The sequence below is a fragment of the Variovorax paradoxus genome (assembly GCF_009498455.1).
Classification (GTDB): Bacteria; Pseudomonadota; Gammaproteobacteria; order Burkholderiales; family Burkholderiaceae_C; genus Variovorax; species Variovorax paradoxus_H.
The window spans coordinates 3,890,907-3,904,456 of the sequence record NZ_CP045644.1 but is presented as its reverse complement, the minus strand read 5'-3'; the positions used below and the strand labels follow the sequence as shown (position 1 = coordinate 3,904,456).

At 69.1% G+C, this 13,550-nt stretch carries 13 protein-coding genes and 1 riboswitch; of the genes, 10 read left to right on the top strand and 3 right to left on the bottom strand.

Annotated elements, in window-relative coordinates; all coding sequences use genetic code 11:
• Positions 1–32 precede the first annotated feature (32 nt).
• The 8 genes from GFK26_RS17785 (at position 33) to arsC (ending at position 9,143) form a co-directional block, all read left to right on the top strand.
• Entirely contained in the window at positions 33–1,196 is a 1,164-nt protein-coding gene (locus tag GFK26_RS17785; protein WP_153283116.1) for a Gfo/Idh/MocA family protein, read from the top strand.
• A 13-nt stretch (positions 1,197–1,209) separates the two neighbouring features.
• Positions 1,210–2,397, top strand: a complete 1,188-nt coding sequence (locus GFK26_RS17780; RefSeq protein ID WP_153283115.1) for a dihydrodipicolinate synthase family protein — start codon at positions 1,210–1,212, stop codon at positions 2,395–2,397.
• Positions 2,398–2,405: 8 nt separating this feature from the next.
• A complete protein-coding gene (locus GFK26_RS17775) occupies positions 2,406–3,284 on the top strand; it encodes a sugar phosphate isomerase/epimerase family protein (protein WP_153283114.1) in 879 nt (292 codons plus the stop codon).
• A gap of 232 nt (positions 3,285–3,516) precedes the next feature.
• A complete protein-coding gene (locus GFK26_RS17770) occupies positions 3,517–4,611 on the top strand; it encodes a DNA glycosylase AlkZ-like family protein (protein ID WP_153283113.1) in 1,095 nt (364 codons plus the stop codon).
• A 318-nt stretch (positions 4,612–4,929) separates the two neighbouring features.
• A complete protein-coding gene (locus GFK26_RS17765) occupies positions 4,930–7,110 on the top strand; it encodes a TonB-dependent siderophore receptor (protein WP_153283112.1) in 2,181 nt (726 codons plus the stop codon).
• Positions 7,111–7,208: 98 nt separating this feature from the next.
• Positions 7,209–7,367: riboswitch (FMN riboswitch) on the top strand.
• A 115-nt stretch (positions 7,368–7,482) separates the two neighbouring features.
• On the top strand, positions 7,483–7,995 hold the full coding sequence (locus GFK26_RS17760; protein WP_070061276.1) for a 6,7-dimethyl-8-ribityllumazine synthase: 513 nt from the start codon (positions 7,483–7,485) through the stop codon (positions 7,993–7,995).
• A gap of 44 nt (positions 7,996–8,039) precedes the next feature.
• A complete protein-coding gene (locus tag GFK26_RS17755) occupies positions 8,040–8,738 on the top strand; it encodes a glutathione S-transferase family protein (protein WP_153283111.1) in 699 nt (232 codons plus the stop codon).
• A gap of 24 nt (positions 8,739–8,762) precedes the next feature.
• Positions 8,763–9,143 carry an arsenate reductase (glutaredoxin) gene (gene arsC / locus GFK26_RS17750; protein WP_153283110.1) on the top strand — a complete coding sequence of 127 codons (381 nt, stop codon included), beginning with the start codon at positions 8,763–8,765 and terminating at the stop codon, positions 9,141–9,143.
• A 4-nt stretch (positions 9,144–9,147) separates the two neighbouring features.
• Here arsC and queG read toward each other — a convergent pair whose 3' ends face one another.
• Positions 9,148–10,209 (bottom strand): tRNA epoxyqueuosine(34) reductase QueG, encoded by a 1,062-nt coding sequence (gene queG, locus GFK26_RS17745; RefSeq protein ID WP_194273901.1) that lies wholly within the window; start codon positions 10,207–10,209, stop codon positions 9,148–9,150.
• On the opposite strand from queG, the gene tsaE reads away from it, so the two are divergent.
• Positions 10,195–10,689 carry a tRNA (adenosine(37)-N6)-threonylcarbamoyltransferase complex ATPase subunit type 1 TsaE gene (tsaE, locus tag GFK26_RS17740; RefSeq protein WP_153283109.1) on the top strand — a complete coding sequence of 165 codons (495 nt, stop codon included), beginning with the start codon at positions 10,195–10,197 and terminating at the stop codon, positions 10,687–10,689. The two genes, queG and tsaE, sit on opposite strands and share 15 nt — an antisense overlap.
• Positions 10,686–12,179, top strand: a complete 1,494-nt coding sequence (locus GFK26_RS17735; RefSeq protein WP_153283108.1) for an N-acetylmuramoyl-L-alanine amidase — start codon at positions 10,686–10,688, stop codon at positions 12,177–12,179. Before tsaE ends, GFK26_RS17735 begins: the two co-directional genes overlap by 4 nt.
• A 1-nt stretch (position 12,180) precedes the next feature.
• Here the strand turns inward: GFK26_RS17735 and GFK26_RS17730 are convergent, their stop codons facing one another.
• Both GFK26_RS17730 and GFK26_RS17725 read right to left on the bottom strand, forming a co-directional pair.
• On the bottom strand, positions 12,181–12,681 hold the full coding sequence (locus GFK26_RS17730) for a DUF2938 domain-containing protein (protein WP_153283107.1): 501 nt from the start codon (positions 12,679–12,681) through the stop codon (positions 12,181–12,183).
• Positions 12,674–13,546, bottom strand: coding sequence for a class I SAM-dependent methyltransferase (locus GFK26_RS17725; protein ID WP_153283106.1), 873 nt, complete (start codon positions 13,544–13,546; stop codon positions 12,674–12,676). The genes GFK26_RS17730 and GFK26_RS17725 overlap by 8 nt, the downstream gene beginning before the upstream one ends.
• Positions 13,547–13,550 lie beyond the last annotated feature (4 nt).

The following is a 13,550-nucleotide window of genomic DNA, read 5'->3' as shown; positions in this document are numbered from 1 at the left end:
AGCACCCCTCTCGCATCCCAAGGAAGAAAACGATGGCCACCCAACGTCTCGGAATCATCATGCACGGCGTCACCGGCCGCATGGGCATGAACCAGCATCTGATCCGTTCCATCTGCGCGATCCGCGCGCAAGGCGGCGTCACGCTGTCGAACGGCGACAAGGTCATGCCCGACCCGATCCTCATCGGCCGCAACGCCGAGAAGATGGAAGCGCTCGCCAAGACCCACAACATCGCACGCTGGGGCACCGACCTCGACAAGGCGCTGGAGAACAAGGACGACACCATCTTCTTCGACGCCGGCACCACGCAGATGCGCCCCACGCTGCTGGCCAAGGCCATCCGCGCCGGCAAGCACGTCTACTGCGAGAAGCCGATCGCGACCAACCTGAACGAAGCCGTCGAGATCGCGCGCCTCGCCGAAGGCTCGGGCCTGAAACACGGCGCGGTGCAGGACAAGCTGTTCCTGCCGGGTCTGCGCAAACTCGACATGCTGCGCCGCGCCGGCTTCTTCGGCCGCATGCTCAGCGTGCGCCTGGAGTTCGGCTACTGGGTGTTCGAGGGCGACCTGCAGCCCATTCAGCGCCCGAGCTGGAACTACCGCAAGGAAGACGGCGGCGGCATGATCCTGGACATGATGTGCCACTGGCGCTACGTGCTGGACAACCTGTTCGGCGAGGTGAAGTCGGTCTCGTGCATCGGTGCGACGCACATCCCCAAGCGCTGGGACGAAGCCGGCCAGCCGTACGAAGCCACTGCCGACGACGCGGCCTACGCCACCTGCGAACTCACGGGCCACAACGGCGAGCCGGTGATCGCGCAGATCAACATGAGCTGGGCCACGCGCGTGCGCCGCGACGACCTCGTGACCTTCCACGTCGACGGCACCGACGGCTCGGCCGTGGCCGGTCTGTCGAGCTGCCGCGCCCAGTCGCGCGTCGCCACGCCGCGTCCGGTGTGGAACCCCGACGAGAAGCAGATGATGAATTTCTTCGACCAGTGGCAGGAGATTCCGGATTCGCAGGTCTACGACAACGGCTTCAAGATCCAGTGGGAACACTTCATTCGCCACGTGGTCGAGAACGAGCCCTACAAGTGGACGCTGCCCGAAGGCGCCAAGGGCGTGCAGCTGGTCGAGGCCGCACTCGAGTCGTGGCAAGACCGCCGCTGGGTCGACGTGCCCGCGCTGAAGGTCTGAAGAAGAAGCTGCCATGGCACTGTCGCTGACCCTCCCCACCGCGAGCGGATCGCTCGCGCCCTACGCCCTGCGCGGCACCGCGCCGGTGAAGCCCGAAGCGGGCGTCAAGTTCAACCGCATCGCCTACTCGGCCGCGCACGTCGTGGCCGATCCGCTCGCGGCCGTCGATCCGTGGCTGCAGGCCGCGGTCGACTGGGACACCACCATCGCCTACCGCCGCCATTTGTTCTCGCTGGGCCTGGGCGTGGCCGAGGCGATGGACACCGCGCAGCGCGGCATGGGCCTCGATTGGCCCACCTCGCTCGAACTGATCCGCCGCTCGCTCGACGCCGCGAAAGATGTGCCCGGTGCACTCGTCGCTTCGGGCTGCGGCACCGACCACCTGAACATCGACGACGTGAAGAGCGTCGACGACGTGATCCGTGGCTATGAAGAACAGATGGCCGCCATCGAAGCGCTCGGCGGCAAGCTGATCGTGATGGCCAGCCGCGCGCTGGCCCGCGTCGCGAAGAGCCCTGCCGATTACGAGCGCGTTTACGACCGCATCCTCAGCCAGGCCAAGCAACCCGTCGTGCTGCACTGGCTTGGCGACATGTTCGACCCGGCGCTCGCCGGCTATTGGGGCACGAAGGATGTCGATGCGGCGATGGACACCGCCGTCGGCATCATCGCAGCGCACCCGGAGAAGGTCGACGGCATCAAGATCTCGCTGCTCGACAAGGACAAGGAAATCGCCATGCGCCGCCGCCTGCCGAAGGGCGTGCGCATGTACACGGGCGACGACTTCAACTACGCCGAGCTGATTGCCGGTGATGGTTTCGGCGACGAGCCGATGCACGGCAAGAGCGATGCGCTGCTCGGCATCTTCGACGCCATCGCGCCCGCCGCGAGTGCCGCGCTCGGCGCACTGGCACAAGGCAACACCGAGAAGTTCCACGCGATCCTCGGCCCCACGGTGCCGCTGTCGCGCCACATCTTCGCGGCGCCCACGCGCTTCTACAAGACGGGCGTGGTATTCATGGCCTGGCTCAACGGCCACCAGACGCACTTCACGATGGTGGGTGGCCAGCAGAGCACGCGTTCGCTGCAGCACTTCGCCGAGCTGTTCCGTCTCGCGGATGCGGCCAACCTGCTGGAGCAGCCCGAGCTTGCGGTGCGACGCATGAAGACCTTGCTGGCTTTGCACGGCGTGGAAGGCTGAGCGACCTCATGCGCGATTTCTCGCAGAACCACGACTGGCTGTCGATCAACACGGCCACCATTCGCAAACAGTCGGGCGCCGAGGTGTCGCTCGACCGCCTCATCGACCAGTGCGCCGAGCGCGGCATCCGCGCCATCAGCCCGTGGCGCGACCAGGTCGCGGCCGTCGGGCTCGACAAGGTGGCGAAGCAGCTGAAGGCGCATGGCATCGGCCTCTCGGGCTACTGCCGCGGCGGGTTCTTCCCGGCGCCCAATGCGGCGGGCCTGAAGGCCGCGCTCGACGACAACCGCCGCGCCATCGACGAAGCCAAGACGCTCGACGCGCCCTGCCTCGTGCTCGTCGTCGGCGCCCTGCCCGGCGCGCTCGACGGCAAGGCCGCGTACACCGACATCGCCCGCGCACGCAGCGAGGTGCGCGACGGCATCGCCGCATCGCTCGAATACGCCCGCGAAGTCGGCATGCCGCTGGCCATCGAGCCCCTGCACCCGATGCAGGCCGCCGACCGCGCCTGCATCAACACGCTCGAACACGCGCTCGACCTGTGCGACGAACTCGACGCGGGCAAGACCGGCATGCTCGGCGTGGCGCTCGACATCTATCACGTCTGGTGGGACCCGAAGCTGCAGCAACAGATCGCCCGCGCCGGCCGCGAGCGGCTGCTGGCGTACCACGTCTGCGACTGGCTCACGCCGACGCGCGACCTGCTTTCCGATCGCGGAATGATGGGCGACGGCGTGGTCGAGCTCAAGAAGATCCGCGGCTGGGTCGAGGACGCGGGCTTTGCCGGGTTCAGCGAGGTCGAGATTTTTTCGAATCTGGACTGGTGGCAACGGCCTGGGGCGGAGACGCTCGACGTTTGCATCGAGCGGCACAAGACGGCGGTCTGAGCGCGGCTGTTCAGGGCGCGTGCCCAGGCCACTGGGCGCTGTCGTTGTGCCAGCCGAACAACCACCGCGCTGAACCCGCTCACGTCGATGAGGTGCCTTGCGCAGCGAAATCAAGGAGGAGGCCGCAGGCCGGGGGACATTCGCGGAGCAAGGTACCTCGTCGGCGGGAGCGACGCCCTGAACTGCAACTCGCCACGAAGCGAAAACCGGCGACCTGTGCTGCAATCCGCCCATGGCTGACCCGACCCTCGACGACCTGCGCCGCTACGCCGTCGCGCGCACCCTCTTCACGCCCACGACGCTCCCCGCCGCGATCCGCAAGCTCGGCTTCGTGCAGGCCGACCCGATCCGTGCGCCCGCGCGTGCGCAAGACCTCACGCTGCGCCACCGCGTGAAGGACTACCGCGCAGGCGATCTCGAAAGCCGCTACGCGCGGCTTGCGATCGAGGAAGACTGCCTCGTCAACTACGGCTTCCTGCCGCGCGAGCACCTCGCGCTGATGCATCCGCGCGAAGCCAAGCAGGCCTGGGACGCCGCCACGCGCCGCAAGGCCGCCGACGTGCTGGCCTATGTGCGCGAGCACGGGCCGGTGCATCCGCGCCAGGTCGAGCAGCACTTTGCGCACGGCCGCATCCAGAACTACTGGGGCGGCTCCAGCAATGCGACCACGCACCTGCTCGACGGCATGCATTACCGCGGCATGCTGCGCGTGGTGCGACGCGACAGCGGCACGCGCGTCTACGAAGCCGTGACGCACGTGCCCACCGACGACAGCCCCGCCGGGCGCGCGCAGCGTGCGGCGGCGCTCATCGAACTGGTGGTGCGCAAGTACGCGCCGCTGCCCGCGGCCAGCCTCACCTACCTCGTGCGCCTGCTCGGCTACGGCGCGCCGCATCTTTCTGCGCAGACGCAGGCGGCGCTGCGCCTGGCACGCGAAGAACTCGCGAGCTGTCGCATCGACGGCACCACCTGGTACTGGCCCGCCGACGAGAACCCCGCCTCGCGCCGCCATGCACCCGACGACGCGGTGCGTCTGCTCGCGCCCTTCGACCCGGTGGTGTGGGACCGCCGCCGCTTCGAGTTGCTGTGGGGCTGGACGTACAAGTTCGAGGCCTACACGCCGGCGCCGAAACGGCAGTTCGGCTACTACGCGCTGCCGATGCTGTGGCACGACCGCGTGATCGGCTGGGCCAACGTGAGCGCGCCGGAAGGCCGGTTGCAGCCGGCCTTCGGCTACGCCGACGCGAAGAAGCCGCACGGCGCGGCTTTTCGCTCCGGCCTCGACGAAGAACTGCACCGCATGACGCAGTTCCTCGCCGGCCGCTGACGCGGCCTTTTATAATCGCCCGCCTCAGCCAGCCGCCCGCGCCCGCCGCGAGCCCGCCAGCCGTCTTCGAAGGAACGAAGACGCAGCAGCCCGAGCGACGACACCACCGTGTCGTCGCACCCGGCCACTGCCCCCACGACGCCGTAGACACACAACACCAGCCGGTGCGCTTTCCTTTCGGAAAGTGCCACGGCACGCACGCGTTCGTTCGTTTCGTTTTTCTGATCGCACCGGAGAAGCCATGGCGCGCCCGATCGCCCGCCGCAGCCACTCGCCCGCCCTAGACACATCCGACGCAGGACACAGGAGAAGCTGCACATGACATTCAAGAACCATCGCCCCGGAACGCCGCGCACACGGCGCGGCTATGCCGCGTTCGCGGCCACCGCCGTGGCACTCGCCGCCAGCGCCCACGCCCACGCGCAAGAAGCCGCCGCGACCGAAACACGGCAAGCCCTGCCCACCGTCACCGTCTCGGGCGACGCGGGCGAGACCGCCACCGGCCCCGTGACGGGCTTCGTCGCGCGGCGCGGCAGCACCGCCACCAAGACCGACACGCCGCTCATCGAAACGCCGCAGGCCATCTCGGTCGTCACGCGCGACCAGATGGAAGCGCAGGGCGCACTCACGCTGCGCGAGACCACCAACTACACGGCCGGCGTGGTGTCGAGCTACTTCGACAGCCGCGGCGACTCGTTCAAGGTGCGCGGCGGTGACGCCGTCCAGTACCTGGACGGCATGCAACGCACCTACGGCGTCTACAACAGCAGCAAGCCCGACCCGTACATGCTCGAACGCGTGGAGCTGCTGCGCGGCCCCTCGTCGGTGCTCTATGGCCAGGGCGGCGTCGGCGGCGTGCTGAACCTCGTCTCGAAGCGCCCGCAGGCCGAGACGCAGCGCGAAGTGCAGCTGCAGCTGGGCAGCCACTCGCGCAAGCAGATCGCCGCCGATTTCACCGGCTCGCTCGATCCCGAAAGCAAGTGGATGTACCGCCTCGTGGCCGTGAACCGCGACAGCGGCACGCAGGTCGATCACGTGTCGGACGACCGCATCGCGATCGCGCCCTCGCTCACCTGGCGCCCGAACGCCGACACCTCGCTCACGCTGCAGGCGTCGTACCAGAAGGACAAGAGCGGCTCGCTGATCGGCTTCTTCCCGTGGCAGGGCACGCTGCTGCCCTCGCTGTATGGCCGCATCCCGACCTCGACCTTCACCGGCGAACCGGGCTTCGACCGCTTCGACACGCGCAGCACCTCACTCGGCTACCTGTTCAGCCACCGCATCAACGACACCTGGACGGTGCGCCAGAATCTGCGCTCGACCGAGAGCAAGGTTTGGTACAACACCTCGTACACCAGCTTCGCGGCCAACCGCCTCACGGGCCGTCCGGCGCGCCCGGTGTTCAACGCCGACCAGCGCACCATCGAGCGCGACCTGAGCAGCGACATCAACGGCGGCAAGATGCTGCTGCTCGACAACCAGGCCGAAGCGCACTTCAAGACCGGCGAGGTCGAGCACACGTTGCTGCTGGGCGCCGACTTCCAGCGCAACACCACCTCCAAGCTCTCGGGCCGCGGCCGTGCAGGCGCGCTCGACGTGTACGCGCCGGTGTACGGCAACTACACGGCACCCACCAGCTACACGCGCGCACCCGAGGTGGTGCAGAAGCAGGCGGGCCTGTACGTGCAGGACCAGGTCAAGTACGGCCGCTGGATCGGCCTGCTGGGCCTGCGCCACGACAAGGCCACCACCGACACCGAAGGCCGCCCCGCCGCGGCGGCCGACGACAAGGCCACCACCAAGCGCGCCGGCCTGGTCTACCTGGCCGACGGCGGCTGGGCGCCGTACCTGAGTTACGCCGAATCGTTCCTGCCGCTGGGCGGTGTCGACACGTCGAACAACCCTTTCAAGCCGCAGCGCGGCAAGCAGTGGGAAGCCGGCGTGAAGTGGGAGCCCGCGGGCCAGCGCACCTCGTTCATGGCGGCCGTGTACGACCTGCGCGACACCAACCGCAAGACCACCGACCCGACCAACCCGCTCAACAGCGTGCAGCTCGGCGAAGTGCACGTGAAGGGCCTGGAGCTCGAGTACAAGGGCAGCATCGCGCGCGACTGGGACTGGACCACGTCATACGCGTACACCGACGCGCGCGTGTCGAAGAGCAACGGCTCCGACCTGGGCAAGCGCATCTCGGGCGTGCCCAGGCACACGGCCTCGGCCTGGGTGACCAAGCGCTTCTCGATCGGCGGCCTGCACGGCTTCTCGGCCGGCGGCGGCGTGCGCTACATGGGCAAGTCGTACGACGGCATGGACAACAACCCCGTGCCCGCGGTCACGCTGTTCGACGCGATGTTCGCGTGGGACAACGGCCCGCTGCGCCTGGCGCTCAACGTGGCCAACCTGACCGACAAGGTGCAAATCACCACCTGCCTGGCGCGCGGCGACTGCTTCTACGGCCAGCGCCGTACCCTGACCGCCAGCGCCACGTACCGCTTCTGAAGAAAATCCCCGCGCGGGCGAAGGTCTGGCGCGCGGGTGACAACCCCGCGCCGCAAGGGGCTTCTAGAATCGCGCCGTCGTCCGGTTCGCCGGACGGCAAGCGTTCTCAGGGCGGGGTGCAATTCCCCACCGGCGGTGATGGCGACGAAAGTCGCACAAGCCCGCGAGCGCCTTGGACCTGCCACAGGTTCGAGGGTCAGCAGATTTCGGTGCGATTCCGAAGCCGACGGTCACAGTCCGGATGAAAGAGAGCGCGAAATGCGGGCATGCCCGCGCGCCTTGCTTTGCTTTTTTTTGAGGCATACCGGCGCGCGAGCGGGCCTGTGGTTTCGTGCGCCCTGATTCAGGAAACCTGCTTTCTAGAGGCACACCATGAGTCAGATCAACGACCTTCCCCTTTCTGCCGTCACCGCATCGGGTTCGCCGCGCGGCCAGCGCATCGCATTCGTCGAGGCGCAGTGGCATTCCGACATCGTTCACCAGGCACGCGACGCCTTTCTCGAAGAGATGGCGCGGCTCGGCGTGGCGCGCGAGCTCATCGACATCTTCGATGTGCCCGGCGCCTTCGAGATTCCGCTGCACGCCAAGCGCCTCGCCAACTCGGGCAAGTACGCGGCCATCATCGGCTGCGCGCTGGTGGTGGACGGTGGCATCTACCGCCACGAGTTCGTCGCCAACACCGTCGTCAGCACGCTGATGTCGCTGCAGCTGGAGACCGACGTGCCAATCTTCTCGGCCGTGCTCACGCCGCACCACTTCCACGAGCACGTGGAGCACCGCAAGTACTTCCACCGCCACTTCGCGATCAAGGGCACGGAAGTGGCCGAGGCCTGCTTCAAGACCCTCGAGGCGCTGGACAAGGTCGACGCGCTGCTCGCCGCCTGACCCCGCAGTTGGCAAGCGGCGCAAGCCTGCAGTAACCTGCGCGGATGGCCTCTCCATCCGCTCCAGCGGCCGCAGCAGCTGCCGACCGCTACACCCTCTATGGCGCACCCGGTTCGGGCGCCACGCCCATCCACGCCGCGCTGACGCTGATCGGCGCGCAGGTCGACACGGTCGACATCGCCCCCTGGGAGGGCGAGTCCGAGCGCGAGCGGCTGACCGACGTCAACCCGATGCAGCAGGTGCCCGCGCTCGTGCTGCCGTCGGGCGAGGTCATGACCGAGAGCGCGGCGATCCTCATCTGGCTCGGCGATCGCTACCCCGAGGCCGGGCTCTGCCCCGCGCCCGACGACCCGCGCCGCGCGCAGTACCTGCGCTGGATGGTCTACCTGCCGGCGTCGATCTATTCGATGTTCTGGGTGCGCGACGAACCGACGCGCCTCGTGCCCGACCCCGCGGCACAGGCCACGATGCTCGAGCGCACAGCCGAGCGCATTGCGCACTGCTGGCACCTGATGGACACGCAGATCGACGAGCCCGCGCCCTACCTGCTCGGCGAAAAGATCAGCATGCTCGACCTGTACGTGACCGTGGTGTCGCGCTGGACGCCGACCCGCCGGCGCTTCTACCGCGTGGCGCCGCGCATGGCGCGCGTGGTGCGGCGCGTGGACGCCGAGCCGCGGCTGGCGGAATTCTGGGCGGCGCGCTTTCCCTTCTCGCTGGACACGAGCGCGCCGGGCGGCTGAACCCGGTTTCCTATCATCGACCCCATGACCGCACGCACACCGACCACCGCCTACCCGATGACGATCTATCACAAGCCCAACTGCAGCACGTCACGCAACGTGCTGGGCTTGATCCGCGAAAGCGGCGTGGAGCCCGAGATCGTGCTGTACCTGGAAACACCACCCTCGAAAAAGAAGCTGCGCGAACTGGCGAAGGCCATGGGCCTGACGGCGCGCGACCTGTTGCGCACGAAGGAAGCGCCTTATGAAGAACTGAAGCTGGCGGATGAGAAGCTGACCGACGACCAGCTGTTCGATGCGATCGTGGCGCACCCAATCCTGTTGCAGCGCCCCATCGTCGTGTCGCCGCGCGGCACGCTCATGTGCCGTCCGTGGGAGCGCGTGCGCGAAATCCTGCCGGTCTGACGCGCTACTGCGCGAGCGCCCACGCGACATGCTCGCGCACCAGCGCACTCGGATGCTCGGCACGCGTGGCCAACGCTTCCTTCGCGCCGCCCTCGCCTGACCGCACCGCGTTGCCCAGCGCCACCGCGATGTTGCGCAGCCAGCGCTCGTGGCCGATGCGGCGGATCGGGCTGCCTTCGGTGCGGCGCAGAAAGTCTTCTTCGCTCCACGCGAACAGCTCGGCCAGCGTGCGGCCCGTGAGCCCCTCGCGCGCATCGAAGTCGGGCAGCGTGCTCTTCTTCGCGAACTTGTTCCAGGGGCAGATCAGCTGGCAGTCGTCGCAGCCGTAGATGCGGTTGGCCATGAGCGGGCGCAGCTCCGTCGGGATGGCGCCGGCGTGCTCGATCGTCAGGTACGAGATGCAGCGGCGCGCATCGAGCCGCTGCGGCGCGACGATGGCGCGCGTCGGGCACACATCGATGCAGGCGCTGCAGCTGCCGCAGTGCGCGCTGACGGGCTCGCTCGGCGGCAGCGCCATGTCGACGTAGATTTCGCCCAGGAAGAACATCGAGCCCGCGTCGCGGTCGAGCACCAGCGTGTGCTTGCCGCGCCAGCCCTGGCCGCTGCGCGAGGCCAGTTCGGCCTCGAGCACCGGCGCCGAATCGGTGAAGGCGCGGTGACCAAAGGGGCCGACCTCTTCGGCGATCTGCTCGGCCAGTTTGGCGAGGCGGTTGCGCAGCACCTTGTGATAGTCGCGGCCCCGCGCATAGACCGACACGATGGCCTCGCCGGGCCGCGTGAGCCGGTCGAACTCCACGGCCTGCCAGTCGCCCGGCGTGCCGCGCGGCAGGTAGTCCATGCGCGCGGTGATCACGCTCACCGTGCCCGGCACCAGCTCGGCGGGTCGCGCGCGGCGGGTGCCGTGTGTTGCCATGTATTGCATCTCGCCATGGAACCCATGGGCCAGCCATTGCATCAGACCGTCTTCGGCGCTCGACAGATCGACGCCCGCGATTCCGATTTGGGAGAATCCGAGTTCCCGGGCCAAGGCCTGAATACGAGCAATGAGTGGATGGCTGACGATCACTTGCCGATTGTAGAAACGCGCACCCTGCGCTGGCAGGGCGAAGACGACACCGACGCACTGGCGCGCGCGCTCGCCGCATCGCCCGCGTTGCGCGACGCGTTCATCGCGCTGCAGGGCGACCTGGGCGCCGGCAAGACCACCTTCGTGCGCCACCTGCTGCGCGCGCTCGGCATCACCGGGCGCATCAAGAGCCCCACCTACGCGGTGGTCGAGCCGCACGAGGCGCCCGACGGGCTGGCCATCTTCCACTTCGACTTCTACCGCTTCGCCGATCCGCGCGAATGGGACGACGCGGGCTTTCGCGACATCTTCGCGGGCCCGGGCCTCAAGCTGGCCGAGTGGCCGGAAAACGCCGCGGGGCGCACCCCACCTGCCGACCTAGCTATTAAAATAGAAGCAATGACTGACGACACCCGCAGCGTGACCCTTCTTGCGAACACCCCTCGCGGCAGCGATCTGCTGGCGTGCCTCGCCGCATGAAGGCGACCGGCCTGAAACGGCGCGTGCTGCTGCAAGGCGGCAGCATCGCGCTGATGCTGGGCGTGCACCAGATCGCGCGCGGCGCCAGCATCCTCGCCGTGCGCGTGTGGCCCGCCGCCGACTACACCCGCGTGACCATCGAGTCCGACGCCCGCCTCAACTCGCAGCAGCTCGTGGTCGGCAGCCCGCCCCGGCTGGCCGTGGACATCGAGGGCATCGACCTCAACACCGAGCTGCGCGACCTCGTCGGCAAGATCAAGCCCGGCGACCCGTTCATCAACGGCCTGCGCATCGGGCAGAACGCACCGAAGGTGGTGCGCATCGTGTTCGACCTGAAGCAGACCGTGCGCCCGCAGGTGTTTTCGCTGGCGCCCGTGGCCGCCTACAAGCACCGGCTGGTGCTCGACCTGTACCCCGAGCAGGCCATCGACCCGATGGAAGCGCTGATCGCCGAGCGGCTGCGCGATGCGCCCAAGAACGGCAGCACCAGCGCGCCGAGCAACGGCCCCGCTGTCGCAACCGCGCCGCCCGCCGCGCCCTCGCCGGCGCCCGTGCGACCCGCGATGCCGCCCGGCGATCCGCTCGGTGACCTGATGGCGCAGCAGGCCATGCGCCCCGGTCCGTCGGCGCCCGCGCCGGCGCTGCCCCCCGGCGGCATGCCACTGCCGATGCCACCGGCACCACCGCCCGCCGTGGCTGCAGCGCCGCCGGCGCGCCCCGTGACACCGCCCGGCCCGCCGCCGCGCGCCACGGCCAGCCGCACCGACCGCATCATCATCGTCGCGCTCGACCCCGGCCATGGCGGTGAAGACCCCGGCGCCATCGGCCCGAACGGCACGCGCGAAAAAGACATCGTGCTGCAGGTGGCGCACCGCCTGCGCGACCGCATCAACGCGGCCAGCGTCAACGGCAGCCCGATGCGCGCCTTTCTCACGCGCGACGCCGACTTCTTCGTGCCGCTGGGCGTGCGCGTGCAGAAGGCGCGGCGCGTGCAGGCCGACCTGTTCGTGAGCATCCACGCCGACGCCTTCACCACGCCCGCCGCGCGCGGCGCCAGCGTGTTCGCGCTGAGCCAGAGCGGCGCCTCGAGCAGCGCCGCGCGCTGGCTCGCCAACAAGGAAAACGACGCCGACAAGGTCGGCGGCGTGAACGTGGGCAACCACGAGGCGCAGGTGCAGCGTGCGCTGCTCGACATGAGCACCACCGCGCAGATCAACGACAGCCTGAAGCTTGGCGGCGCGATGCTCGGCGAGATCAAGGGCATCGGCGCGCGGCTGCACAAGGCGCAGGTCGAGCAGGCCGGCTTCGCGGTGCTGAAGGCGCCCGACATCCCGAGCGTGCTGGTCGAGACGGCCTTCATCAGCAACCCCGAGGAAGAAGCCAACCTGCGCCGCGCCGACTACCAGGAGAACCTGGCCGACGCGCTGATGCGCGGCATCCAGCGCTACTTCGCGCAGAACCCGCCGCTGGCGCGCAGCCGGCAGCTCTGATTCAGAAGCCCGCCACGCGGGCGACCCACGCGGCCGCATAGAGGCCGACGCCGAAGACCGCGTGCGTGACCAGGCTCTGGAATCGCGCCATCGCAGGGCGCGGCGTGCGGCGGGCCGCAAAGCCCGCGCCCATCGCGGGCTGCATCACGCAGAACGGCAGGATCACGGTGCCGATGCCGACGATCAACGCGGGGCCGAGCGTCGGCTGGTGCGCCCAGCCGAGCCCCCAGCCCGCGAGCAGCACGGCCGCGAACGCGATGCCGAGCAGGTAGTGCGCAGTCCAGCCGATCACACCCTCGCCCGCCACGCGCGGCGACTTGCCGATGGGGTCGTGAAAGAAGCGCCCGCGCGTCAGGTGCATGAGCCAGCGGCCGACGAGCGCGTAGTCGAGCGAAGGAATCCCGAACAGGCGCCGACGAAGCACCGCCCAAAGGTCCATCACCACCGTCGCACCAGCACCGATCCACAGCGTGCGCAGCGCGAACTCGACCGCCTCAGACACCGTCGCGCTCCTGCACCGACGCACGCGCGGCGATCATCCAGCAGGCCGCGATGAAGCGCACTTCGTCGCCCTGCACATAGGGCGCGAAGGCGGCGTGCAAGGTCTGGACAACCTGCGCGCGCGTCTTTGCATCCACCTCCTGCAGGAAGAGCCCGACCGGCCCGAGCCGCGTGAAGTAGTCGACCAGCGCCGTCGCAGGGAACGCGCACTCGACCTCGAACGGCTGGATGTCGACCTCGCCCCACCCGCTCGCCTCGAGGATGCCCGCGACCCGTGCGCGGTCGGCAAACGCGAACTGGCCCGGTGCGTTCGGCCGGCGCGGCGGCAAGCCGGGCAACAGCGGTGCGGCGGCGCGCTCGGCGGTCGTCATGAACGGGTTCTCGGCCCCGCCGCGCCAGGCGATGCAGCGCAGGGCCGCACCGTCCGTCGCAGCGCGCCGCAGGTTCGCGAAGGCCTGCACCGGATCGTCGAAGAACATCACGCCCAGGCGCGAGATGACCATATCGAACGCGCCCGGCTCGAAGGCATGGCCCTGCACGTCGGCGCAGACGAAGCGGGCCGACGGCAGCGCCTCGCGCGCGGCGCGGGCCTTCGCCGCCTCGATCATCGGCGCCGAGATATCGACGCCGAGGCACTGGCCCGTCGCGCCGAGCTGCCGCGCCACGGCGAGCGTCGTGCGGCCGGTGCCGCAGCCCACATCGAGCACGCGGCGGGCGCCCACGGCGCGCACCGCGTCGGTCAGCCGTGCTTCGAGCGGCTGGAACATCGCGTCGAGCACGGCCTGCGTCTGGACCCAGGCGCTGCCGGCGCGGCCGTTCCACAGGGCGGCCTGTTCTGCATTGGCGGGAGATGTGTCGTCGTCCATGATC